Genomic DNA, 26,164 nt, shown 5'->3' with positions numbered 1-26,164 from the left:
AGTCGTTGAGGAGGTCCCGTGGACAGTGGCCGGCCGGCGGAAGCCGAGGCGGTGCGCGGTACCACGGCGACGTGGGCGGACGGCGCAAGCGTGCACCTGGTGGGCCGTGAGCGGGAGTTGAGGGAGTTCGAGCACTTCCTGGACGCCCCGGACGGGCCCGGCCTGCTGTTCGTCCACGGGGAACGAGGGTCGGGGCGCAGCGCCTTCGCTCAGGCGGCCGCCGAACGGCTGCGTGCGCGGGATCACATGGTCCTGCCGCTGGTCTGCGTGCGCGGCGACCAGGACCGTCCGCTCCTGCTGGCGCTGCGGGCGGTAACCGCCGTGCGGGAGCACCGGTCGGTCAACGGGCACCGGTCCCTGGCCGGCCGGGCGGACCCGGACGCCGAGGTGCTGCCCGCTGTGGAGGCCGGGGAGCGGGCGGCGCTCGCCGACGCGCTGCTGTCCGCGCTGGCGCAGGCGTCGCCCGTGGCCGTGGTGGTGGACGACGCGCAGTACGCCGACGCGGCGTCCCTCGACGTCCTGGGATACGTCGTCGCCCAGCGGCCCCCGGAGGCCCGGCTGGTGATCACGTCGGTGCGGCACACCTCCGAGGCCGGTGACTCCGCGTCCCGCCGCCGACGGGACCAGGCCGTCGAGCTGTTGACGGAGGCGGGCGCGGCGCGGAAGATCATCCTGCCACGCCTGACACGGCCTCAGATCGCCGAGATGGTGGCGCGGCGGTCGCAGGCGGTGCCCGACCCGGCTCTGGTGGAGCGCGTCCTCGGGTTGACCCGGGGGATTCCCGCGGCCGCCGACGCACTGCTCACCGGGTGGTCGCGGCGGGACTCGGTGCGGATCGCCGACGGGCACGCGTTCCTCGCCGCGAGCGCGCCGGTGCCGGTGCTGCCCGATGAGGACCGGTTCGTCAGGGCGCTGCACGAGCTCGGTGAACCGTGCTGGACGACGGCGGCGGCGTTGAGCGTCCTGTGGCCGCTCGGCCGGACGGCGATGACGCTGGTGGCCGAGACCACCGGTCTGTCCGGCCCGGAGGTCGCCGATGGCGTGCGCCGTCTGATCGCCGCGGGACTCCTCGACGAACTGCCCGGCCAGGACGGCGGCGGCCCCCGGGGCTGGACCTTCCGGTCCCCTCTGGTGGAGCACGCCACCCGGGGACGGCTCGGGCCCCTGGAACGGGGCCGGATGTCCGCCGCCGCGGTGGAGGCGCTCTGGGCGGCGCGGGACAACGCGGACGCCGCGGCGGCCCCGCACCGGCCGGCCGTGCTCGTCGAGGAGGCGGACGCCGAGACCTACCTGCCCGACCGGATCGCCGACGCGGGGGTGCTGCTCGACCGCGATCGTGCGGTGGCGGAACTGACGGCCGCCGCCAAGGCGTTGCACCCCGACCCCGAGGACCGCGGCATGCTGCGGTGGTTCCGGGCGGCGCTGAGTCTGATCGAGGATCCGGCGGCCCGCGAACTGGCGCTGCTGCGGTGTGTGAAGGCCGCCTGGGTCGTGGGCGAACGCCCGACCGCGAGCAGGGCGGCGGAGGCGATTTTGCGCGACCCCTCCGACGTCCTCCCCGGCCAGGAACTCCAGGAGGTCGCCAGTATCCAGGCCGTCGCGGCCGCCGCCGGGAAGGACTGGCCGCAGCTGTCCCGGATGGGCTCGGCCGAGTGGTGGGACCGCCTGCCGCTGCCCCCGGAGGCCGCCGTGCCGGCGCGGGCCCTGGCGCTGTGCCTGGCCGAGCGGTGGCAGGAGGTGCTGGACCTGCTCTCGCGGACGGGGGCGGTGTGGCGCACGGACCCGCACACCCGGCTGATACCCGAGCTGGCACAGGCCGTCGCGAACATGGTGCAGGGCCGGACCGACATGCTCGCCCGCATCCTGGACGCGCCGCCGGAGCCCAGCCTGCCCCCGGAGATGCTCTACGGGATCACGGCCGGGTACGCCCTCCACTTTCTCGGCGCCGCCGACCTGTCCGGTGCCATGGCCCTGCTGAAGGACCGCGCGATGCCACCCGAGGCGCTTCCCCCCGGCACCCGCTTCCTCCTCCTCCAGCTCCAGGGCCGGTGGGACGAGGCGCTGGCGCTGGCGCGCTTCATGGTCGCGAAGGACCAGACGTTCATCGCGGCGCCCCAGCACCACCTGTTCGCCGCGGGGATGGCGGCCATCCTGGTGGCCAGGGGCAAGCCGGCCGGCGCCGCCCGCCTGATCGCCGGCGAGCGCGGCAACAGCAACGGCCCCCTGGAGACCTTCCTGGACGTCGCCGACGCCGAAGTGCTGCGGACCATGGGCCGTCCCGACGCGGCCGACCACACGTTGCGGCGCGGACTGCGCGAGGCCGACGCGCACGGCTATGTCTACGGAACCGACGAGCTCGCCGCCGCCCTTGCCACGGTCCGGGCGGAGACGGGCCGGGCCGACGCGGCGGCGACCTGTCTGTGGCGCCTCGAGGAGCTCGCCGGGCGCACCGGCAGCGGACGGACCCGGCTGCTGTACCTGCTGGCATCGGCCCGGGTGCTGGGGCAGGGCTCCGACGCCGCGCGCGAGATGCTGCACGAGGCGGTGGACCTGGCCCGCTCGCGGGGACAGCCCTTCGAGACCGCGGTCACGCTGTCGGCGGCGGCCGGAAACGCGGGTCCCCCGGAGCTGCTGCACGAGGCGTACGAACTGTACGGCGAGACGGGCTCCTTGCTGCGGCGCTTCCACACCAGGGCCGCGATGCGCGAGGCCGGGCTGACCGTCCCCGGCCGCAGACAGGCCACCGCCGAGAACGAGCAGTTGCTGGCCACCTTGATCACCGAGGGGCTCACCAACCGCCAGATCGCCACCGTGCTGCAGCTCAGTGAGGACGCCGTCGCCAACCGCCTGTCACGGCTGTTCGCACGCACCGGCCTGCGGTCCCGGACGGAGGTCGTCTCGGCCATGCTCACCGGCAACCCGCTGACCGCCACGGACCGGTGAAGGGTCCCGCGGCGCGCCGGTGCTCCGCGGGGCGGGGCGGCGGCCCGGGAGCACGCGCGGGAAATCCCTTTCTACCGGAGGGCAGACTGTTTCGGCGGACCCGTACCCGGGCATGGAAAGCGATTTCGTACCGCGCGAAGTCCGGCCCCCGCGGCGGGCGAAAGGCGTTGCGGAGGCATCCGCCCTGTCCAAAACGACATGCCTGAGAAGTCGTGCCGGCGTCTTTCCCCCACGATTGTGCTGTAGGGGGGACGCACGCTCTCCGGCGGCGGGGGCGGCGAGACACGCCTCCCGCGCTGGTGAAATGCCATGCGGGAGCGCGGACTTGAGTGGCTGATCATGCGGCACTCAGCCGTCTGCGGCAAGCGTCGACCGGCAACTTTGCCCTTTCGTACAGGCTGTTGGGTTCCCGGGCGCGGCATTCGTGCCAGGTTTCCCTGTCCTTAAGCAATCGAGGGGCGTGGGAAGCCGGTCAGTCGAAATGTGCGTGGCACGATCACCGCCTCGAAACCTCATGGATGACTTCCCGATGAGGAGGCAAAATGCCCCAGCAGATACTCGCCGGCACAGTGTGCGTGGCGGTGCACTCACCCGACGCCGTCATCCGCGCGGGACTGGTCAGCGCCCTCCAGCACGACCGCCGCCTCCAGGAGGTCCCACCGGACAGACTCCATGAGGCCGACGCCGTCGTGGCGGCCTTCGACACCTTCGACGCCGCCGCCCTGGACCAGTTGCGCGCCCTGTCCGACAGGCCCGACGCACGCTTCCTGGTCGTCGCGGGAAGGCGGTGGCAGGCGGACGTCTCGGCGGCGGTCGACCGGGGAGTCCGCGCCGTGCTGTGGCGCGACGCCTTTACTCCGCCCGCCTTCGTCCGCACCCTGCTCGCCGTCGCGGACGGCGGCGGCAGCCTCCCGTCCACCCTTCAGGGCACGCTGATGGAGCAGGTCCAATGGACGCACCGGGAGGTCCTTGCGCCACGCGGCCTCACAGCCTCAGGCGTCAGCCCCCGCGAGCTGGACGTGCTCCGCCTGGTCTCCGAGGGCATGGAACTATCCGAAATAGCTGTAAAACTGTGCTACTCGGAACGTACCGTGAAATACACTCTCTACGGCCTGATGAAACGTCTGCAACTGCGCACCCGCGCGCACGCCGTCTCCTATGCCATCCGCGCGGGCCTCATCTGACCCCTCGGCGGCCCGCCGGGACCGGGGTCACAGTCCGGTCCGGCCGGCGGCTGAACACGCAGGCAGAATCCGCTGTTCGTACGGACAAGAGTGCGGACGCTGCCGCGGACAGGCCGCACACACATTCCTACGCTGAGTGGGCAGCCCCTGCTGCGGCCCCTACGGCCACCGGCCCCGGCGTGACGCGCCGTTGCCGTCGTCGCGCCGTGAAAGACCACATGCCTGCAGGAGTCCGTCCGATGAGCACCGTTGTTGTCAACCGCCAGGCCCGCGTCCCCGGGCCGGAGGCCCCGGAGGGCCGGATCGAGCTGGCCGAGCCTCCGGTCCTCGGCGAGCCCGCCACCGCGGACTTCAGTTCGGCGATGGTGTATCTGCCAATGGGGCTCGGCGTCGGTGCCATGGTCATGATGTTCACCGTCGGTGCCGGTTCGCCGTCCACGTACATGATGTCCGGGATGATGGGCGTCGCCATGATGAGCATGGGCCTCGGCCAGATCGGCAGGCGCGGCGCCGAGCGCAAACGCCGGATGCGCGCCGAACGCCGCGACTACCTGCGCTACCTCGTGCAGTTGCGTCGGCGGGTCCGGCAGGCAGCCGCCGAACAGCGCGCCGCGGCCTGCTGGGACAACCCGCGTCCGGAGGACCTGTGGGCGGTGGCCTGCGGGCCGCGCCTGTGGGAACGCCGGGCCGGCCACGAGGACTTCGCGGAGGTGCGCATCGGGCTGGGCAGCCGCCGCGCGGGCCTGGTCTTGGTGCCCCCGGAGACCAAGCCGGTCGAGGACCTCGAACCGCTGTCGGCCGTCTCACTGCGGCGCTTCACCAAGGCGTACCAGTCGGTCGAACACCTGCCGGTGCCCGTGCCGCTGCGGCGCTTCACCAGCGTGGAGTTCGCGGGCGACGGCATCGCCGCGCTGGGCCTGCTGCGCGCGATGATCGGGCAGCTGGCGGTGCTGCACTCGCCGGACGAGCTGCGCATCGCCCTGCTCACCGACACCGTCGGCCGCGCCGAGTGGGACTGGCTCAAGTGGCTGCCGCACAACGCCCACCCGTACGAGGAGGACGGCGCCGGACCGCTGCGCCTCGTGGCGGACGACCACGACGCGCTGTTCGACCTGCTCGGGACCGAGGTCACCGACCGCCCGGACCACGAGCCGGACGTGCCGCCGCGGATCGGGGAGCCGTTCGTCGTGGTGCTGGCCTACCGCGCGCATCTTCCCGAGACCTCCCGGCTGCTCGGAGCGGGCCTGCGCAACGTGGTGCTGCTGGATGCCACCGGCGCGATGACGGGCGGCCCCCAGGTGCTGCGGCTGACCGTGCGGGACGGCGAGGTGGAGTACCCGGCGGGCGTGGCCCCGGTCACTGCCGAGGCCGACTCGCTGTCGGCGTCGGCGGCCGACGCCCTCGCCCGTGTCCTGGCACCGATGCGCACCAGCGGCGTTGTCGAGCTCGTCGAGCAGCCGCTGGAGACCGACTTCGACCTTACCGCGCTGCTCGGGGTCCGCGATCCGCGCTCGTTCGACGTGGCCGCGCTGTGGCGTACCCGAACCTCGCAGAGCGCCCGGCTGAGCGTGCCCATCGGCATCACCGAGGACAACGAGGTGCTGGAGCTGGACCTGAAGGAGTCAGCCCAGGCCGGCATGGGCCCGCACGGCCTGCTGATCGGCGCGACCGGCTCCGGCAAGAGCGAGCTGGTGCGCACCCTCGTCATCGGGCTGGCGGCGACCCACTCCTCGGACGTGCTGAACTTCGTGCTGGTGGACTTCAAGGGCGGTGCGACATTCCTCAACATGGACCGCCTGCCGCACACCTCCGCTGTGATCACCAACCTCGCCGACGAACTCCACCTCGTCGACCGCATGCGGGACTCCCTGAACGGCGAGATGATCCGCCGCCAGGAGCTCCTGCGGGAGAGCGGCTACTCCTCGTTGTACGAATACGAGAAGGCGCGGCTCGGCGGCGCGGCGCTCACCCCGCTGCCGTCGTTGCTGATCGTCGTCGACGAGTTCTCCGAACTGCTCGCCAACAAGCCCGAGTTCGTCGATCTTTTCGTCACCATCGGCCGCCTGGGCCGATCGCTGGGCGTGCACCTGCTGCTGGCCTCCCAGCGGCTGGACGAAGGCCGCATCCACCGCGTCGAGGGCCACCTGTCGTACCGGATCGCCCTGCGTACCTTCTCCTCGATGGAGTCCCGCAGCGTCATCGGGGTGGGCAGTGCCTACGAACTGCCCTCCTCGCCCGGCAACGGCTACCTGAAGGTGGACACCACCAGCCTGGCGCGCTTCAAGGCCGCCTACGTCTCCGGCCCCTGCCCGACGCCCGCCGGCACGTCCAGGCCGGCGCAGGTGTCGGCGCCGGCCGGGGACGACATCGTCGTCTTCGGCATGGAGCAGCGGCCGCCCGCGCCGCGCAACGCCCTGGAGGAGCCGGGGGAGCTAGCACCTCGCAGCGAGCCGCAGCCGGAGCCCGCCCAGGACGACGGGGAGAGCCTGCTGGAGGTCCTGGTCGAACGACTGGAGGGAGCCGGCCCGCCGGCCCGCCAGGTCTGGCTGCCGCCGCTCGACTTCTCGCCCAGCCTCGACCAGCTGCTGCCCGGCATCGTCCCGGACCCGCAGCGCGGCATGAGCGCGAGCGACCACCCGGAGCTCGGCACGCTGCGCGTCCCGCTCGGCATCGTTGACCGGCCCTACGAGCAGCTGCGCGAGCTGATGGTCGCCGACCTGTCCGGCGCCGACGGGCATCTGGCGCTCGCCGGGGCCCCGCAGACCGGCAAGTCCACGATGCTGCGCACCCTGATGCTCTCGCTGGCCCTCACCCACACACCCACCGAAGTGCAGTTCTACTGCCTGGACTTCGGAGGTGGCGGCCTGCAGTCCACCGCGGGACTGCCGCACGTCGGCTCCATCGCCACCCGCCTGGAACGCGACCGGGTCCAGCGCACCGTGGAGGAACTCACCCAGCTGCTGGAGGTCCGCGAACAGCGCTTCACCGACCTTGGCCTGGAGTCGATGACGGCCTACCGGCAGCTGCGCGAGCGGGGTGAGATCGAGGACCCCTACGGCGACGTGTTCCTCGTCGTCGACAACTGGTCGATGCTCAAGCAGGACTTCGAGGACCTGGAACCGCGCATCACCGACCTGGCCGCCCGCGGCCTGTCCTTCGGACTGCACGTCATCGCGTCCGCCGTGCGCTGGTCGGAGATCCGGCCCCGGGCCCGCGATCTGTTCGGCACCAAGTTCGAGCTGCGGCTAGGCGACACCCTGGAGTCCGAGATCGGGTCCAAGCCGGCCCGCAGCGTCCCGCACCAGCCCGGTCGCGGCCTGACCAAGTCCTCGTACCACTTCCTGTGCGCCCTGCCGCGGCTGGACAGCTCCTCGGACACCGAGGACCTGACGGCCGCGACCAAGTCCGCCGTGGCCGAGATCGATACGTTCTGGACCGGCCGGCCCGCTCCGGGCGTACGCCTGCTGCCCGCCAGGCTGCCGCTCGACAAGCTTCCCGCTCCCGAAGGCGACCTGCGGTTCTGCCTCGGCTGGGACGAGCAGCGGCTCGCCCCCGTGTGGCACGACTTCCGGACCACCCCGCACCTGATGGTGTTCGGCGACAGCGAGACCGGCAAGACCAACGTGCTGCGCCTGGCCATCGACGCGATCCTGCGGCGCTACTCGCCGCAGGAGGCTCGCATCATCCTCGCCGACACACGCCGCGACCTGCTCGGCGCGGTACCCGAGGAGTACCGGGTCGGGTTCGCGGTGGACGGCGAGGCGCTCACCGAGCTCGTGGGCAGCGCCGCGATCTCGGTCGGCAAGCGTGTCCCCGGGCCCGACATCGCCCCGGAACGGCTCGCCGACCGCGACTGGTGGACCGGACCCAGGCTATTCATGATCGTCGACGACTACGACCTGTACGTCGGCGGGCCGGGAACGGGGTCCCCGCTGGGCGCCCTGTCCCCGATGCTCGCCCACTCGGTGAACGTCGGCCTGCACATGGTGATCTCGCGCTCCACCTCGGGCGCCACCCGGGCCATGATGGACCCGGTGCTGCGCCGGATCTGGGAACTGGGCAGCCCCGCGCTCCTGCACTCCTATCCCAAGGAGGAGGGGAAGTTCATCGGCGAGGCCAGGCCGCGCACCCTGCCCCCGGGCCGCGCCCAGCTCGTCACCCGGCGCGGTGTGCGGCTGATGCAGACCGGACGCGCCGGCCCCTGACCGCGTACCGGACACTTCCCCGCCGCGTCGCCGCACCCCATGCCTTTGAGGAGCACTATGACCACTGCCCTTCCCGCCACCCTCACCCCCGGCGCGGTCAGCACCGAGGTGTGCCGGCTGACCATCGCCGGGCCGGCCGGACGCGCCGACCTGGCCGTACCCGTCACCACGACCGTGTCGGCCCTGCTGCCGGTGCTGCTGCGCCACGTGCCCGCCGACCCCGGCCGGCCGGCCGGCGTGTGGACACTGCAACGCCTCGGCGAGGCCCCGCTGGACCCCGAGGCCACGCCGGAGAGCGCGGGACTGCTCCACGGTGACGTGCTGTACCTGCGCACGGTGGACGACCCGATGCCCGAGCTGGCTTTCGACGACGTTGCCGAGGGCGTCTCGGAGGCCATCGGCGACCACTCCAACCGGTGGCGCCCCGAGCTGACCCGCCGACTGTTCTTGGCGCTCGCGTGCTTCGTCCTCATCATCCTCGCCGCGGCCGTCGCCGTCCTGGGGCACGGGCTGCAGGTGCCCGTCCTGCATGCGGTCGCCGCCGCCGCCCTGGCCGCCGGATGCGCGCTGGACCGGCGCCGGCCCGCCGACCGCGCGGCCGTGCTCGTCACCGGCGTCGGCGCCTGCGTCTTCGCCGCCCTCGCGGGCCTGACCGTCCTGCACGGTACGCAGGGCCTGATGGCGCCGCAGTCCGCCGACCTGATGACCGGCGGAGGCTGCGCCGCCGCCGTCGCCGGTGCCCTGCTGCCTGTCCCGCGGCTGCGGTCGGCCGTGACCGCGACACTGCTGCTCAGCGGGGTGCTCACCCTGGTGACCGGCGCGGTGGCCGCCTGGCTCGGGGACATCGTCCGTGGCACGAGCACGGTCGCCGGCGCCGTCTTCCTACTCGGCCACCTCGCGCCACGCACCTCGCTGCGGCTGGCCCGCCTCCGAGTGCCCCAACTCCCGCGCAACGCCGAGGAACTCCAGGAGGACACAGACCCCCATCCGGCACGGCTGGTCGCCCGGCGCGCCATGACGGCCGACAACGTCCTCACCGCGATCAGCATCTCGACCGGACTGCTCTGCTCGGCCGCCTTCCTGCTCCTGCTCGGCCAGGACGACTGGATCGGCTGGGTGTTCCCGCTGGTGTTCTCCGGCGCGGTACTGCTGCGCACGAAGAGCCTCAACGCCTCCTGGCATCGGGTCCCGGTAGCCGTCTCCGGCACCATCGGGCTGCTCACCGTGGTGCTGACGTGGACCGCCGGTTCCTCCACCGCCGCCCGGTGGGTGCTGCTGCTCGGGCTGCTGGCCGCCGCCGGTCTGCTGCTGACCGGTGCCTGGCGGCTGCCCACCGCCCGGCTCCTGCCGGTCTGGGGCCACACCGCGGACATCCTGGAACTGGTGACCGCGCTGGCGCTGCTGCCGCTGTTGCTGCAACTGCTCCACGTCTACGCACACGTCCGCGCAGCGGTCAGCTGAGGGGAAAGCAGTGCAAAACCGCCGCGACCATCTGCACGCCTATCAGTTCGCCACCGGGCGGCTGGCCTCCTCGCTGGTCTCAGGTGACCCAGGATCCGGCGAGGCCCCGATGCGCCGATCCGGACTCGGCGCCATGTTCGGCGTCGCGGTCACCGTCCTGCTGATCGCCGTCTTCGCCGTCTACGGCCTGCTCAGGCCCGTCAAGCACACCGAGTGGAAGCACGACGGTGCCCTGGTCGTGGAGAAGGAGACCGGCAACCGCTACCTGTACACCGGCGGGAAGCTGCGCCCCACCGCCAACTACGCCTCCGCGATGCTGGCGGTCGGCAGCGGCGCCGCCGTGCAGCAGGTCAACCGCGACGAACTGGCCGATGTGCCCCGCGGTGCGCCGATGGGTATCCCCGGCGCACCCGACGGCGTGGCGGAGCCGTCGGGGCTGCTGACCGGCGAGTGGGCGGACTGCCTGCGGCCCGGCGCGGCGGTCAGCGAGGCACTGGACTTCGCCCCGCCCGGTGTCCGCCGCGTGCCGGACGGCACCCGCGTGCTCGTCTCCGGCCCGGACGACACCCGGTACGTGGTGTGGAACGGCACCAAGCACGAGGTCGGCGCCCGCTCCTCACTCATCGCGCTGGGCCTGGACGCCGAGCGGCCGGTGAAGGCCACCAGGGCGTGGCTCGGCGGCCTGCCCAGCGGCACCCCCATCGCCCCAGCCTCCATTTCCGACGCGGGCAAAGCGGGCGGCACCGTGGCGGGCGCTCCCGCGAAGGTCGGCCAGCTCTTCCGCACCGTCGTCAGCGGCGTCAGCCACCACTACGTCCTGCGGACCGACGGCATCGCCCCGCTCACCGCCACCGAGTCCGCGCTGCTCGCCGCAGAGCCCGGCGAGCAGCAGCCGTCCAAGGTCAGCCCCACGGACATCGCCGCCGTCCAGGCGTCCTCCGACACCACGCTCATGCACCGCATCCCCGACCTGGTGGACGCCCGCGGCCCCGCCAACGACGGGGCCGCGCTGTGCCTGCTGCACTCCGCGGGCGGCAAGAAGACCTCGGTCGTGAAGGAGACCGGCCGCGCCCCGGCCCCCGGCGCCTCGGTGCGGGTGCCGCCGGACCACGCCGTCCTGGCCGTGCGGCCAGGCAAACCCGGCGCCACCGGCACGCCCGACCCCTACCTGATCACCGACCAGGGGGTGAAGCACGTCCTGGTCGGCCCGGCCGTGCAGGCGCTCGGATACGGCGGCCTCCGCCCGCGCACCCTGCCGGCCGCGGTGCTCGACCAGATCCCGACCGGTGTCACGCTCAGCCGCGCCAAGGCCCTCACCGCCGTACCGGGGGCGAAGTGACCATGTCCTGGACCCGTCATGAACAGCCCACCGCCCGCGGCGAGTTCTTGCACCGCTGGTCCGCCCGGCTGGCGCGTGCCACGCTGCGCGGCACCGGCCCCGCGCTGGAGTCCCGGAGCATCGGCAACGCGCTGCTGGTGCATCCGCGCGGCTTCGTCGACAGCCGCGCGCTGACCTTCACCGAGCAGCTGGCAGCCGACGCGCAGCACACCCTGGTCGTCCTCGACCTGCCTGCCAGCCCGCAGGACGCCGTGTGGGAGACCGTCGCGCGGGCGCTGGACCGCCGCGGCCGCAGCTTTCGGCTCGTCCCCGGCCGCGGTAGCCGTGAGGACGTCAGGCGCGCCGCACAGTGGCTCGCCGACCGACTGGAGCGCATCGTGCTCGCCCCCGACGGAGCCGTGATGCCCGCGGCGGGCGGTGCGCTGTTCGTCCCCGCCCACCACGGCGCGGGCTGGCTGCGCTACCGGCCGAACCAGCCGCCGGACCCGGACTCACGGCGCTTCCCTAAACCGCAGTGGGAGTTCTCGGTGCCGGACCAGCCCCGGCCGACCGGCGCCGGCGGCATGGTCGAACCGCTGCCCGGCGGCGTGTGGATACACGGCGCCCAGGGAGAGACAGCCGTCGCCGGCCACCGCGCGCGGCTGGTCGACCTGCTGGCCGGCCACCCGCACTTGCTCGCCGTCGCGCTCGGCAGCCCGGGGGAGCCCGCCCTGCCGATGGAGGAGGTCGCCGCCTTCTGGCGCGGACTGCCCAGCAGCGCACGGCCCCTGGTGCGGTTCGTCCCCTACGGCCCGGTCGCCGTTCCCGGCGGCGCGCCGCTCGGCCAGGCACTCGCCGACCTGCTCGGACAGCGTATCGCCGTGAACTCCGGCCTCCCGGTCGCCGGCTCGGACGGCTCGGAGCCCGAGATTCGCACCCTGCTGCGCGACGGCGGTCTCGGCTGGCGCCCGTACGCCAAGGAGTTCGGCTTCACGCCGCGCGCGCAGACCGGCGGTCGGCCCGTGGCCCCGGTCGCGCTGTCCACCCGGGCACCGGTCGGCGACATCCCGTCCGTCGGGCCGGGCGTCTACCAGTACGCGCCCGACGCCGTCTTGGAGGTCGTGCAGAGCGGCCTGTGGGTGCGGCCGTCCACCGAGCCACGCGACGGCGACACCGTGCGCACCGTGCCGGCCGCCCCGCCGCACCCGGCCATCGTCTACGACGAGACCGATCCGGCGGCCACCGACCGCATGCGGTCCATCGCCTACGAACTGCTGCGCGGCCTCGACCCGGCGTTCAGCAGGGACAGTCGCATCGTGCCCTCCGGCGCGGCGGGCCGCGTCCTCGCCGGCGAAGCCCCGTCGGCCGCGGTCGGCTCCCCGGCCGCGGCCCGGCGTGCGCCCGCACCGGCCGCGTCTGGGACGGCGGACGGCTGGCTTCTGGAGGACCAGGCGGCCGCGGGGCATCCCCGCCCGCCCGCCTCCGACGGCCGCGGCACCTGGACGGACGGACCTCAGACGCCGCGCCCCGTCCCCGCGCTCGGGCCGGCCGGGCCGGCCTGGCCGGAGGAGCCCGCAGGCCCGGCGCAGCAGACGCCCGTCGTGCCGCTGACCCGGCAGCCGCTGGTCCCGCAGCCGGCGTACCGTACGCCCGTCCCGCCGACGGCCGCACCGGTGCCGGGACCGGACCTGCCGCGGGCCCCGACGCCACCCACGGCCCGCGCCACAGCCCAGGCCGGTCCGGACAAGCCGCCGGTCGGCCCGGTGCCACCGCCGGCCGCGCCCCTCGGCCCCGCGGCCGCGGCACCACCGCCTCCTCCGTCCGCGCAGGATCCCGTGCCCGCGCAGGACCCCGCCGCGCCGGGCCTGCCCGCGCCCGCCGCGCGTCTCCCGTCACCGGCCGCGGCGTCCACCAGCGCGCCCCGCATCCGCCTGGAGTCGTCCACTCCCGGGCCCGGGGCACCCCCGCCGGGACCGGCGCCACGACCGGCCGGCGGCACCGGAGGCGGACCGGCCGGCGGAGAATCGGCGCCGGGCCCCGCCCCCGCCGAGGCGCTCCGCCGGCAGCCCGGACCCGGCCCGCACCACGTCCCCCAGGCGCAGCCCGAGCCCGGGCCCACCGCCAACGTCGTGCCCCCGGAGAAGGGCGTGGAGCGGGAACGCGACTGGCTGCGACGCAGCCTCGGTCCGCGCTACGACACCGCGGCGGCGTTCGTCACCCGCGTGCTGTCGGAGTCGCCGGGCCTGCACGCCGGTCCGCGCAACGCCGCGGGCGACGCGCTCACCGACCTCGCCGCCGTCCGGCTGTACCTGTCCGGCGCCACCTCGGCGATCGACGCGGCGATCCGCTCCGGCGCCCCGGGGCCGCACGTCCCGCTGGCCCGGTGCGCCGCCAGTGGGCTGCGCCGTCTGCCGTCCCACCGCGGCGCCACGGTGCTGCGCGCGACGCTCAGCCCCCTGGAACGCGCCTGGTATGCGGAGGGGGCACTCGTCACCGAGCGCTCCTTCCTCGCCGCCCTGACCACGATGCGCCGCGGCCTGCCCGGCACCACCGACATCCTGGTCTGGTCCCTGACGGCCCGCCGGACCGCCCCGGTCGCCTCCGAGATCCCGGACCGCGTGCTGTATGCACCGGGCACCCGGTTCAAGGTGCTGCGCGTGCTGGACGGCGACCGCCCGGCCGTGCTGCTGCGCGAGCTGTCGGCGTCCGAGGCGGAGGACGGCCGGGTGAGCGGCGGGCGGGTCCCGATCGACGAGATCGCCGTGGCCGGACTCGAACAGGTCCACGCCCTCTGGAAGAAAGCCGAGGAGAACCCCGAAGAACAGTTGAACGACCCTCTTCCCGACGAGCACGCGGACGCCTTCCGCACCGCTCCAGGGCTTCTCCAGACAGAGCCCGGCGGGCCGGACGGGCCGCAACGGCCCGCCGATCCGGCCGGCACCCTGCCGCAGAAAGGGGCGACGCCGTGAACCGACAGGTCCTGCGGGTCTCCACGACCCAGTCCGGCGCCTACCGCACCGTCTCCCAGGCGCTGGCGGCCGCCGGGGAGGGCGCGCTGATCGCCGTCGCACCGGGCACCTACAGCGAGTCGCTCACGCTCACCAGAGCGGTCACGCTGTCCGCCGACGGCGATCCCGGCAGCGTCCGGCTGGAGTCGCCGGTGGGCAGCACGATCGTCGTCGACGCCGACGAGGTGCACCTGTCCGGTCTCACCCTGTGCGGCTCCGACGCCAATGCGGCGGTCCTGGACGTCCGCCGCGGGCAGGCGGCACTCGACGCCTGCTCGGTGACGGGCGACACGGCGTGGGCCGCGATGGTCGCCTGGCAGTCGGGCCAACTGGCGGCCCGCGACTGCCAGGTGAGCAACCCGGGAGGCGCCGGCGTCGTCGTGACCGCCCCCACCGCCAACACCGTGGAGCGCGTCACAGTCACCGACGTGGGCTCCTCCGCCGTAGTCGTCGCCGAGAACGGACGCCTGACGATGCGCGAGTGCACGCTGGAACGCGCCCGTGGCAATGGTGTCTGCGTCAACGGCCAGGGCAGCGTCACCGTCGAGTCCACCACCGTGCGCGGCAGCCAGAAGCCCGCCGTCGTCGTGGAGCAGCAGGCGAAGGCGGAACTGCTGCGCGTCACCGTCACCGGCTCCGCCAGCCTGGACGCGTACCTCACCAGCACCGGCCTGACCACGCTGACCGACTGCGACCTGAGCGGCTCGGGCGGGCAGTCCGTCCACGTCAGCGGGGGCGCAGCCCCCCTGCTGCGGGACTGCACCCTGGCCTCGGCGCACACCAGCGGCTTCCATGCGACCGGCGGCTCCGCGCCCCGGCTGGAGCAGTGCGAGATCACCGGCACGCCGCTGGCGGTCCTCGTCGACGACGGCAGCCGTGCCACGTTCCAGGGCCTGCGGGTGACCGGCGCGTCGGGTACCGCGGTGCAAGTCGGCGAGGGCGCCACCGCCACGTTCCGGGATCTGTCGGTCTCGGACGGCTCCGCGGGCCTGCGGGTGGGCGGCTCCGCCCGCATCGAGCTGCGGCAGTGCGACATCGACGCGGTCGGCGGCACCGGTGCGGAGCTGACCGAGGGCGCCACCGCGCGGTTCGAGGACGTACGGCTGCGCAGCACCGGCGACTGGGGCGTCACCGTCTCCGGCGGGGCGCGCGTCGAGCTGGAGTCCTCCACCGTGGCCGACGCGGGTGTCCTCGTCGGCACGGACGGCGAGGCCGGGCTGCGCGACACCGAACTGGTGGGGGCCGGTGGCGACGGCGTACGGGTGCTCGGCGGCGGCAGCCTGACCGCGGCCGGCTGCCGGGTGCACCACGCCAAGGGCCACGGGGTCAACGTCCAGGTGTCGGGCCGGGCCGACCTCAGCGACTGCACGGTCGCTTATAACGCGGGCGACGGCGTCCGCAGCAACTCCGAGGAGCCGGTCACCGTCCAGCGCTGCGACATAACGGACAACGGTGGGACGGCGGTCAACCGGCTGCGCGACGGCGACGACACCGAGCAGCCGCCCCCGGCGGCACCGCAGGCCGGGTCCGGTGGGCACACCCAGCGGCCCGCGGACTCCTCGGGCGAGGATCGGCGCACCGCCTCGAGCGGCACCGGCCCGCTCGCCGAACTCGTCGCGCTCGTCGGCCTGGACAGCGTCAAGAGCGAGGTCACCGGTCTGATCAACCTCAACAAGATGGCGCAGCGGCGCGAGGAACTGGGCCTGCCCATGCCGCCGATGAGCCGCCACCTGGTCTTCGCGGGCCCGCCGGGCACCGGCAAGACCACCGTGGCCCGGCTCTACGGCGCCGTCCTGGCCGAACTCGGCATCCTCAGCCAGGGACACATCGTCGAGGTCTCCCGGTCCGGGCTCGTCGCGCAGATCATCGGCGGCACCGCCATCAAGACGACCGAAGTGTTCAACAAGGCCATCGGCGGGGTGCTGTTCATCGACGAGGCGTACACCCTCACCAACCAGTCCAAGGGCAGCGGCCCCGACTTCGGCCAGGAGGCCGTCGAGACGCTGATGAAGCTGATGGAAGACCACCGGGACGAAATTGTCGTCATCGTCGCCGGGTACTCCGAGCAGATGGGCCAGTTCCTGGAGTCCAATCCGGGTATCGCCTCGCGCTTCTCGCGCACCGTGGAGTTCCCCAACTACGAGGTCTCCGAACTCGTCACCATCGTGCACGGCCTGTGCGCCAAGCACTACTACGAGCTGGACGAATCGGCCCAGGAGGCGCTCGCCCAGTACTTCGAGACCATCCCGAAGGGGCCGACGTTCGGCAACGGCCGCGTCGCCCGCTCGGTCTTCGAGACCATGATCAGCAATCAGGCGTCCCGCTTCGCCGCGGATCCGCCGCGCGACGCGGCCGCACTCAACCGCCTGGCGGCCGGCGACATCGGTCCCGTCCCGGGAGAGGCGAAGACCACCGACGAGGCGCAGGAGCCGGCAGACGAGCCGACACCGGCAACCCAGCGCGCCACGCCGCCGGCGCCGGCCGAACCGCCGCCGGCGATGCGCCGGCTGGCCGGTCTGTGCGGCCTGGGCGACGTCCGCACCGCCCTGCTCAAGCGCGTCAACGACCTGGTCGCCGCTTGCCGTGACGGCGAGCCGCCCGTCCCGTCCGCCAACCTCGTCCTCGCCGGTGAACCGGGCAGTGGCCGCCGCTCGGTGACCACGCTGTACGCCAAGTGTCTGGCGGAGACCGGGGTTTTGCCCAACGGAGCGGTGCACCGCGCCGCGCTCTCCACCGTCTCCGCCCGCTGGGCGCAGGAGGCCGGGGCCCGCACGGCCGCGCTCTTCGCCGAGGCCGAGGGGGGTGTGCTGGAACTGGACCTCGACCCGGCCTTCACCGCCCGGCCCGGCCATGAGCGCGACGCCGTGTGGGACGCCCTGGCAGCGGCCGCGCCCCGCGCCCCGCACACCGTGCTCGTCCTGCGGGGGAGCCGCGAGGCGCTCCGCGAGGCGCTGCGGGGGCGCGACGACGTCGCGCGCTGCTTCACGGACTACCTGCGATTCCCGCCGTACAGCGCGCAGGAACTGGCCGACCTGGTCTCCCGCCGGCTGACCGCGGCCGGTTACCAGGTCGACGACACCTCGCGGTCCGTCCTGGCCGCCCGGCTCGCCGCTCAGCCGCCCTCCGACGGCGCCTGGGGCGCGCATCGCTTCGCCGACCGCGTGGCGGAGCGGGTGCCGTCGCCCACGCTGCGGCTGCGCGATCCCGGCGACCGGTCCGAGGCGCCGGAGCCGGCACCGGCACCCGCCCCCGCGCCGGCACCCGCCCCCGCGCGGGCACCGGACACGCAGCCACCGAACGCACAGGCACAGGTCCTTGTACCGGAAGGCAATGAACCCCGCACCCCGTTCCTCGCGGGTGCGTCACCGGGCAATGATTGATCCGCATCTGATCACCCGTGAGATCACGGCCCTACGACGAGAGGACGAGCAATGGCCAATCAGACGACCAATGTCGACATCGAGGGCATGAAGAGGGCCCTGCCGGCCTTCGAGACCGCGCTGAGCGAGACCACCAGGGTCCACAACAACATGCAGGCGCAGGCCGGCACGCTCGGGGGCACCTGGACCGGTGACTCCGCGCAGATCTTCGTCCGCGCGCTCAACGCTTGGCTGGAGAACTGCAACGTCGTCAGGCAGGAACTCCAGAAGGTCACCGAGAAGCTCGAAGCCGCCACCGGCAACTACGGGCACGTTCACGCCAACGCCAGCGACGCGAGCTCCGCGCTGCAGCAAGCCGTCGCCGGCGGTCTGCCCGGCTTCTCCTGATCCGCCGCAGCACGGGTCCGCCGGGCATCCGGCAGCCGTTGTCCCAACCCGTCCGCACAAGCTCAACCGTAAGGAAGTCAGCATGACCACGTATTCGGTCAGTCACAATCAGATGGAGTTCGTCGGTGGCGAGATGGACGACATCAACCGGCTCATCCAGGACACCCTGACCAACCTGAACGACACCGCCCAGCAGTCCCTCGCCCAGTGGGAGAGTGGCGCGCGGGATGCGTACAACATCGCCAAGGCGAAGTGGGACGCCGCGGCCCAGCAGATGCACCAACAGGCGATGACCGCCCGGAAGTCGCTGGGCGAGATCGACGGCCTCTACACCCAGGGCGAGAAGTACGGTGTCAGCCTCTTTGAGGGGTGAGGACCGTGGCACTGACCGGACCGAACCGCAGCCAGGGGGGTGAGCGATGACCTACGGCGCAAACGACGGGTCCACCGTCGGCGACTTGCACCCCTCCGTCAATAAGGCGGTGTCGGGGCCGCAAGCGTACAACGGTGGCCTCTACACCGACAGCAGCAAGGGGCACCTGGACCAGAGCGAGATCCCTCCGGTTCGCCTTCAGAACATTCCGCAGGAGGGGGCGAACGGCAAGACGTCGGTGGACACCTCGTCGCTCAAGCAGTTCGCCGACAACCTCGACACACTGGCCGAGGCACTCGGCAAGGCCAGGGACCGCGTCGACCAGATGCCGGTCCTGGCGGCCGGCGCCTTCAAAGAGGCCAAAGAGCTCGAGAAGGTGGTCAGCGGCGGCGGCAAAACGCCGCCCTCCGACGGCGGCAAAACGCCGCCCTCGGGCTCCCCCGGCAGCCCCGATGTGGGGCTGCGCGGGAACTACCACAAGGCGTTGCACGACCTGCGGCAGGTCCTGATGGAGTCGGCCCTGAATGTGCGGACGCTCGCCAATAAGTACGCGACGATCGAAGAGATCAACCGGAAAGCGGGCAAGGATCTCAGCAACCTGATCAGCAAGGCGGAGAACGGGTTGCAGACACTTCAGCATGACCCACTCTGATCGCGGCCCGCTGACCGCGGCCTCCTGACGGTGCCGCACCCGTACGGGATGGCGTGCGGGCGCCAGGACCGTTCGGCGGGGGGGGGGGGGGGGGGGGGGGGGGGCGCGCGCCCGCCCCCCCCCCCCCCCCCCCCCCCCCCCCTGCCGCGGCCGCGGCCATGGAGCAGGTGACGACGGGTCCCACGGCTGCCACGCCGGGGGCACGACCGAGTGTGTTGGCGGCGCGGCGCCGGTGGCCCGGGCGGTGCGCCTGGCGAACGGCGGGCGAACGGGAGCGCGGACGGCATGGCCGACGGAAACGAACAGACTTACAGCGACAACAACGCCGGTGGCTTCAAAACCGATTCGAGCGGCACGTGGGCGGACGCGGGCGGCGACACCACGGGTGACTACAGCAACTGGGACTGGCGCAAGATCATGTCAGCCATCCACGGTGGCGCCGCCTACTCCGAGGACGCCGCGAACGCCGATCGCGCGCAGCGGACCTCCGACCCGCAGACCATCCAGACCGCGGCCGACAGCCTGTACTACACGCAGCGGGTGCTCCAGGAGGTTGCCAAGGCGGTCTCCGAGCAGACGGAGGCGCTGACCGGTGAGCACGGTCCCTGGCAGGGTCAGGCCGCGCGGGCCCTCAACTCCGCGATGACCAAGGTGGCCCGGCATACCGAGGAGATGGCGAACGTCATCTCGGGCGGTGTGACCGGTGACAACAGTGTCCCGCAGCAACTGGCGGACAACGCCCAGCACCTGCGGGAGGCGATAGCGAAAGTCAACGACATCGACGTCTGGTACGCGAACCAGGCCACCCAGCTCCGCCCGGACCTGCGGATGGACAACGGGCTTGTCATGGTCAGCAAGAACCAGCAGATCGTCAAGATGATGAGCGACGACATGCGGCAGGTTCTGCAGGCACTGGCCAAGCACTACGTGATCACCAAGGACTCCGTCAGCCAGCCCGGTTCCCCCTCCGACCCGAACAGCACCGGTGCCCCCGGCCCCTCGACCGGCAAGGACGCCACCGAGGGTGTGCCGGGCAGCTCCCCGTACGGGTTGCAGAGCAGCCAGAACGGCCCCGACAGCCAGATGAGAGCAGCCCCTGCAGTCGGCTTCGGCCCCGACAGTCAGACCAGTGAGGCCCCTGCAGCGGCGTACCTCCAGACGAGAGAAGCCCCTACAGCCGCCTTCAGCCCCGACAGTCAGTACGGTGGTCAGCCCGGCTATCAGCCGGGCTCCGCGCCCATGTACGGACCAGGCCCCGGGTACACCCACGGCTCTGCCCCGCTCGGGCAGTACACCTCCCCCGATGAGTACTACGGCGGCGCCGACCAGGACCCGTACGGTGCGGCGAGTCCTACGCAGCCTGGCGCCGTCGCGGAACCGTTGGCGCCGATGGAGCGGCGGGATGCGGTTGGCGAGGGTGTGTTGAGGCCGGTGGAGATGACGCCTTTGGGTGGGTCGGCTTCTGTGCAACCTGGGGATGTCGATGCTCCGTTGGGGGATCGGTCGACGCCGGTTGGTCAGGCTACGGAACCGTTGGCGCCGATGGAGCGGCGGGATGCGGTTGACGGCGGTGTGTTGAGGCCGGTGGAGATGACGCCTTTGGGTGGGTCGGCTTCTGTGCAACCTGGGCACGTCGATGCTCCCTTGACGGATCAGTCGACGCCGGTTGGCCAGCTGGCGGGGCAGACGGTCGGATCACCGGAGGAGAAGGAGCCGGAGCCGGTGGGGCTGTCCGGATTCTAGGCGTCATCGCAGGCGGTGGCGGCGTCCGGTGCCGTGGTTCAGCGGGAACCGGGACCGCACGTCGCCACCTGGTAGGCATCGCCGGAACGAACGGCCGGCGCAGAGGCCACCATCACTGGTCATCGGGTCGAATGGAGCGCGGACGGAATGGCTGACCCCAAGAATTACAGCGACAACAACACGGGCGGCTTCAAAAACGCCTCCGGCGGTGTCATAGCCGACGACACCGGTGACACCACCGGTGACTACAGCAACTGGGACTGGAAGAAGATCATGGCGGCCGTCACCGGCGGCGCCGCCCAAAGCGACCAGTCCGCCGTCCTGCACCCGTCCGACCCGCAGACCATCCAGACCGCGGCCGACAGCCTGTACTACACGCAGCGGGTGCTCCAGGAGGTTGCCAAGGCGGTCTCCGAGCAGACGGAGGCGCTGACCGGTGAGCACGGTCCCTGGCAGGGTCAGGCCGCGCGGGCCCTCAACTCCGCGATGACCAAGGTGGCCCGGCATACCGAGGAGATGGCGAACGTCATCTCGGGCGGTGTGACCGGTGACAACAATGTCCCGCAGCAACTGGCGGACAACGCCCAGCACCTGCGGGAGGCGATAGCGAAAGTCAACGACATCAACCACTGGTACGCGAACCAGGCGTTGAAGATCAACTCTCACCTGACGATGTCGAACGGACTCGTCCATGTCGGCAAGATCCCGCAGATCGTCACGATGATGAGCGACGACATGCGGAAGGTCCTGGTCGCTCTCGCCGGACACTACACGGCCTCGAAGGACTCGGTCGCCCAGCCGAATTCGCCCGGAAATCCGAACACCGGAAACCCGAACACCGGAAATCCGAACGCACCCCACCTCAACTTCGGCGGTCCGAACACGGGCAGCCGCGTCTCGCATCCGAACCCGGGAAAGCTTCCGAAATTCGAGAGCGGCGGCCCCAACTTCAAGACCGCAAAGATCGGGCCCTTCGGCGACAACGCACCCAAACTCCACCAGAACACCCCGAACCTCGGCGATGACATCTCCGGCTTCGACGGGAACGCGCCGAATCCCAGCACCGGCGTCCAGGAGCACGGCGCCACCGGGATGCCGGACCTCAAGACCACGGCCGCGCCCGACGTCTCGCCGGACGGGCCGAGCGCGGGACGCCTCGACGGGACACCGGAGGACCTCTCCCTGGGTCAGAACCCCGCCTCGTTCCCGGACGACACGTCCCTGGAGCACGGTGGCCCGGAGCGGCCCGACATCGGACAGTTCAACCCCGACATGGACGCGGCGCTCAACCCCACCGACGGCATGTCGGGGAATGACTCTGCGCCTGTCGCCGCCTTTCCGAATCTGGGCCTGGGACCGAACGCGTCGGCCGGCTCGGCGAAGAGCCCCAAGCTGTCCGGCGCGAACGTGTCGCCGTTCCTGGGAGACACCAGCCTGGGTACTCCCGGAACCCCCAAGGGGCAGACCACGCCGACGAGTGCCGCGATCTCGCCCTTCCCCCGTGCCGACGTGCCGGGTCTGGACACCACCGGGACCAATGCCCCCAGCGCGGGCCACGTCCCGTCCCTCTCCGGCTCCCCTGACACCAGCCTGGACACCGCTGCGCCGAACATGCCGTCCTCCGCATCGCACAGCCCGCTCGCGTCGGACGGCCCCGTGCAGGGTTTCCCGGGGAACGCGGATCTGGCTGGTGGGAACCATGTGGGTGGTGTGAACGGGTCGGCGATGCCGATGTCGCCGGGCATGCCGATGGCGCCGACGGGTGGGGTCGGTGCTGCGGGTGAGTCGGGTCCGTCGGATGCCTCGGGTTTGCTGGGTGGGGATGCGCAGCCGTGGGACGGTTCGGCGGCGTCGACGCCGCCGGATGGTGTGACGGGCGGTGTGGATCAGGGTGGTCCCGGTCTGAACATGCCGGATGAGGAGGGGGCGGTGTCCGGGGCGCCGCATGCTGTGGCGTCGGACGGCCCCGTGCAGGGTTTCCCGGGGAACGCGGATCTGGCTGGTGGGAACCATGTGGGTGGTGTGAACGGGTCGGCGATGCCGATGTCGCCGGGCATGCCGATGGCGCCGACGGGTGGGGTCGGTGCTGCGGGTGAGTCGGGTCCGTCGGATGCCTCGGGTTTGCTGGGTGGGGATGCGCAGCCGTGGGACGGTTCGGCGGCGTCGACGGCACCGGATGGTGTGACGGGCGGTGTGGATCAGGGTGGTCCCGGTCTGAACATGCCGGATGAGGAGGGGGCGGTGTCCGGGGCGCCGCATGCTGTGGCGTCGGACGGCAGCGTGCAGGGCGATGTCAACGGGTCGACGACGCCAGGCATGCCGATGATGCCGATGGCCGGGATGAACCCCGGAAGCAGCGGCGACCGGGAGCACGAACGCTCCGACGCGTCGGGCCTGCTGTCCGGCACGACGGAGCCATGGGTGGTGGCCACCTCGGAGGGCGACGGTCACACCATGGGCGCGCCGCACGGTGCGCCCGGTGACGAGGGCCGCCTGACGATGCCGGAGGGACACGAGCCGGCCGCCGACCTCTTCTCCGGACAGCCGGCGCAGGGCACGCCCGCCGCCGGCACGCCCTCGCACCCGGCGTCCGGCGCCACCGAGGCGTTCGCCGCGGGAACGCCGGCGTCGATGCCCTTCCTCGCCGCCACGGCCGGCGCGACCGGCACCGCGGACGGTCGTCCCCGACCGGCGGACGCGCAGAGCCGCGCCCCCGAGAACGCCGTTGCATCGGCGTGGGGAGAGGAGGAGTGGGGAGTCCACGGTGCGCCGGCGGTCGCCACCTACGGAGCGGAGCCCACCGGCGGGGAGCCCGCCCGGCCGCGCGTCTTCGCCGGGCACGGCGGAGGCGACGAGAGCCGGGCGGGAGCCCAGGAGCCGGACCGGGCCGGGGGGTTGGACCAGGCCCGGGACCGGGTCCAGGAGCCGGCGCGGCACCCCGGCGAGGCGACAGCATCGCACGGCCGGTCCGACGAGGCCGTCGCGCCGGACCACCGGACGGTTCGCGAGGTCGAGGCGCCGCAGAACTCCGAGGCCACGGCGGCCGGTTCCGGGGAACCCGCCGAAGAGGAGCCGGACCGGGAAGTGGCCGCTCCCCCCGCCTCCGTGGTCGACGACGCGGCCGCCTGGGACGCGGCGGCCGATTCGCTGCTGCCGCTGCTCGGCCCGCGTCAGGCTGCTGCGGCCGGCGCCGAGGGCGTCGCCGGCGAGGCCGCCCGGCAGGACGCGGCCGCCGCGACCGCGGTCGCCGCCGGCGCCTACCCGATCGCCCGAGGTGCCACCGCCGACCGGCAGTCCTCCGGACCCGCCCGGGCCGCGTGGCGGCCCTCGGCGTCCGGCTCCGCACCGACGGAGCTGACCTGCTCGTTCGCCGAACCGGAGGAGCCGCAGCCACGGCCACAGCCCGAGCCGGAGGAGGAGGCGGCCGGCGCGGCCGCCAGGAGGAACAGGCGCCGGGAGAGGGAAGGCGACGGGGAGGGCAGGAACAGCGTCGCCGATCTGCTGCGTCAGGGTGAGGAGGTCTGGGGGTGAGGCGGCACCCGGGCGGACGCGTACGCCGGCTGTCCGTTGACCGCGGAGGCAGAAGCGGCTGTACGCACGGCCATTCCCGGCCGCATCCGATTGGCCGCGCGGGATGCGCCGGCGTTGACTGGGCGGAACCGCGAATGATCGAGCACGGCGTTGGGAGAACCGGGATGTCGTCCCCATACGACGAGCAGGTCGAGGAGTTGCTGGCCGAGTACCGCGACGCGCGCGAGCAGGCGGCCGACACCCAGCGCCGCATCAGCGAGGTCGAGGCGACGGTGACGGCGCCGCGCAAGGTGGTGAAGGTCACCGTCGGAGCCCAGGGCCAGGTGACGGCGCTGGACTTCCCCACCAACGCATACCGCAGCCTGCCACCGAAGGACCTCTCGAGGGTGATCACGACCACCCTCGAACAGGCAAGGGCCGAGGCCCTGTCGCAGGTGGCCGAGGTCGCGCTGGGCGGGATGCTCGGCGGCGTGCCGACGGCCGATCTGCTCCAGGGGAAGGTCGATCCGCGATCGTTCCTGCCCGAGGACCTGGACCTGCCGGACGTGGTGCGGGCCTACGTGGACCGCGGCCAGGGCGTGCCCGAGGGAGGTGGCCGCCATGGCTGACGCCTCGCAGTCCTCGAACGAGCGCCTGCACGTCGACACGGACAGGCTGAAGCCCGCGATCGACAAGCTCCAGGACCTTGCGAGCCAATTGAAGGCCGCGGGCAGGCAACTGGATGACACCTGCCAGGCGTACGGACCCGCGTGGGGCGAGGACTCCACGGGAGAGAAGTTCTACGGACAGTACGAGGGTCCGCACAGCCAGCTGATCACCTCTGCCTATCAAGGCAGTTCGGGCTTCCGCGACTCGGCCGACCAGGTGGGCGACATGGTGGCGGTCTTCGAAGGGGTCGAGCAGCAGGCCGGGGATCAGGGACGGCACCTGAAGGCGTCCATCGACCCCCAAGGCCAGCAGAACCCGCCCTCGGGCCCGACGGCGTAGGACGTCGGGCGAGGGCCGCCGACCGCCGCGAACCCACGACAGGGTGGGGCTCTCGCGCGCGGCCTGTCGGAGAGCGAAACCGGTACGAGTGGACGTGGAGAACGAAATGAGCGACAGGCCGGGCGAGGATGCGTCGTCACAGGAGCCGGACCCGGCGGCTTCGGACGCCACGGAGCCGTCGGGTCCTCAGACGCCCCATCAGGCGCAAGAGGGCCCGGAGGCCGAGGAGTTCACCGCAGTGGTGGAGTCCGGGAGCGGTGACGTGGAAGAGATGCCGCCCGTTCCGGAGCACATCCGCGAGGCGGCGCGGCAGGCGCCCGACCACTGGTTCGCGATGGTCGACCCCACGTGGTCGGGCGGGGGCACCCCGCCGGACTGGGCCCTGGTCGGCCAGTGGAGGTCCGACGTGGACGGCGAGATCGTGGAGTGGCGGGACAACGAGGAGTATCGCCCGTCCCCGACAGCGCTGGAGTGGCCCGATCCGACGGACTCGGTGGACGCCGCGGTGCAGCTCGCCGCGACCGGCTACGGCCCGGCGGAGGCCGTGGCGCGGGCGTTGACCACGGCCGAGGTCGCCGTGTTCCTCGCACCGGGAGGCGGTCCGCTGTCCGCGGTCGCGCCGGACGACGCGACGCCCGTCGTGCCGGTGTTCACCGCACCGGACCACCTGCACGCGGCGGGCAGGCTGTCCTTCCGGACCATGAAGGCCGCCGAACTGCTCGACCAGCTGCCCGAAGGCCACTTGATCTACGTCAACCCCTCCGGCCCGGTCGGTATGACGGTGGAGCCGCACATGCTGCGCGAGACTATGACCGCCGCCGAAGCGGAGGGCGAGAGCACCTGGGTCGGCGACCTGGACGACATCCTGCCGCCCCGTCCGGACGAGCCGGCCCAGCCAACCGCGGGCGGCACCGCCGACGGCGTGCCCGCATCAGGGGGAGGGTGAACGTCCCTGAACCCGGGGGTCGTTCGCATGTGCAAGGCGACTGTCG

General features: G+C 72.6%; 15 protein-coding genes. All 15 read left to right on the top strand.

Translation table 11 applies throughout. The features are described 5' to 3' along the window. The first annotated feature begins 18 nt into the window (after positions 1–18). Positions 19–2,943: an AAA family ATPase gene (locus tag ACGFWI_RS13815; protein WP_393906161.1), complete on the top strand. Its 2,925-nt coding sequence runs from the start codon at positions 19–21 to the stop codon at positions 2,941–2,943. A 542-nt stretch (positions 2,944–3,485) separates the two neighbouring features. Then, positions 3,486–4,127: a response regulator transcription factor gene (locus ACGFWI_RS13810; RefSeq protein WP_393906160.1), complete on the top strand. Its 642-nt coding sequence runs from the start codon at positions 3,486–3,488 to the stop codon at positions 4,125–4,127. Between the two features lie 239 nt (positions 4,128–4,366). Next, positions 4,367–8,332, top strand: a complete 3,966-nt coding sequence (gene eccCa, locus ACGFWI_RS13805; RefSeq protein ID WP_393906159.1) for a type VII secretion protein EccCa — start codon at positions 4,367–4,369, stop codon at positions 8,330–8,332. A gap of 57 nt (positions 8,333–8,389) precedes the next feature. Beyond that, on the top strand, positions 8,390–9,793 hold the full coding sequence (gene eccD, locus ACGFWI_RS13800; RefSeq protein WP_393906158.1) for a type VII secretion integral membrane protein EccD: 1,404 nt from the start codon (positions 8,390–8,392) through the stop codon (positions 9,791–9,793). Positions 9,794–9,803: 10 nt separating this feature from the next. Continuing rightward, the gene (gene eccB, locus ACGFWI_RS13795) at positions 9,804–11,132 is read left to right on the top strand and encodes a type VII secretion protein EccB (RefSeq protein ID WP_393906157.1); all 1,329 of its coding nucleotides are present in this window, start codon (positions 9,804–9,806) and stop codon (positions 11,130–11,132) included. Positions 11,133–11,134: 2 nt separating this feature from the next. After that, a complete protein-coding gene (locus ACGFWI_RS13790; protein WP_393906156.1) occupies positions 11,135–14,080 on the top strand; it encodes a hypothetical protein in 2,946 nt (981 codons plus the stop codon). Then, positions 14,077–17,499 (top strand): right-handed parallel beta-helix repeat-containing protein, encoded by a 3,423-nt coding sequence (locus tag ACGFWI_RS13785; protein WP_393906155.1) that lies wholly within the window; start codon positions 14,077–14,079, stop codon positions 17,497–17,499. The genes ACGFWI_RS13790 and ACGFWI_RS13785 overlap by 4 nt, the downstream gene beginning before the upstream one ends. Before the next feature lie 51 nt (positions 17,500–17,550). Further along, the gene (locus ACGFWI_RS13780) at positions 17,551–17,886 is read left to right on the top strand and encodes a WXG100 family type VII secretion target (RefSeq protein WP_393906154.1); all 336 of its coding nucleotides are present in this window, start codon (positions 17,551–17,553) and stop codon (positions 17,884–17,886) included. 82 nt (positions 17,887–17,968) lie between these two features. Beyond that, the gene (locus tag ACGFWI_RS13775; protein WP_393906153.1) at positions 17,969–18,259 is read left to right on the top strand and encodes a WXG100 family type VII secretion target; all 291 of its coding nucleotides are present in this window, start codon (positions 17,969–17,971) and stop codon (positions 18,257–18,259) included. A gap of 46 nt (positions 18,260–18,305) precedes the next feature. After that, a complete protein-coding gene (locus ACGFWI_RS13770; RefSeq protein ID WP_393906152.1) occupies positions 18,306–18,911 on the top strand; it encodes a hypothetical protein in 606 nt (201 codons plus the stop codon). A gap of 285 nt (positions 18,912–19,196) precedes the next feature. Next, on the top strand, positions 19,197–20,654 hold the full coding sequence (locus tag ACGFWI_RS13765) for a hypothetical protein (protein ID WP_393906151.1): 1,458 nt from the start codon (positions 19,197–19,199) through the stop codon (positions 20,652–20,654). A 147-nt stretch (positions 20,655–20,801) separates the two neighbouring features. Further along, positions 20,802–24,185: a hypothetical protein gene (locus ACGFWI_RS13760; protein WP_393906150.1), complete on the top strand. Its 3,384-nt coding sequence runs from the start codon at positions 20,802–20,804 to the stop codon at positions 24,183–24,185. Between the two features lie 164 nt (positions 24,186–24,349). Next, complete coding sequence (locus tag ACGFWI_RS13755) at positions 24,350–24,793, top strand: YbaB/EbfC family nucleoid-associated protein (protein ID WP_393906149.1); 444 nt, start codon at positions 24,350–24,352, stop codon at positions 24,791–24,793. After that, a complete protein-coding gene (locus ACGFWI_RS13750) occupies positions 24,786–25,172 on the top strand; it encodes a hypothetical protein (RefSeq protein WP_393906148.1) in 387 nt (128 codons plus the stop codon). The genes ACGFWI_RS13755 and ACGFWI_RS13750 overlap by 8 nt, the downstream gene beginning before the upstream one ends. 106 nt (positions 25,173–25,278) lie before the next feature. Continuing rightward, complete coding sequence (locus tag ACGFWI_RS13745) at positions 25,279–26,118, top strand: type VII secretion system-associated protein (protein WP_393906147.1); 840 nt, start codon at positions 25,279–25,281, stop codon at positions 26,116–26,118. Positions 26,119–26,164: the final 46 nt, after the last annotated feature.

It is taken from the genome of Streptomyces sp. NPDC048434, from assembly GCF_043200375.1.
Taxonomy (GTDB): domain Bacteria; phylum Actinomycetota; class Actinomycetes; order Streptomycetales; family Streptomycetaceae; genus Streptomyces.
The sequence above is the reverse complement of the archived record's forward strand: the minus strand, read 5'-3'. Positions and strand labels throughout refer to the sequence as shown.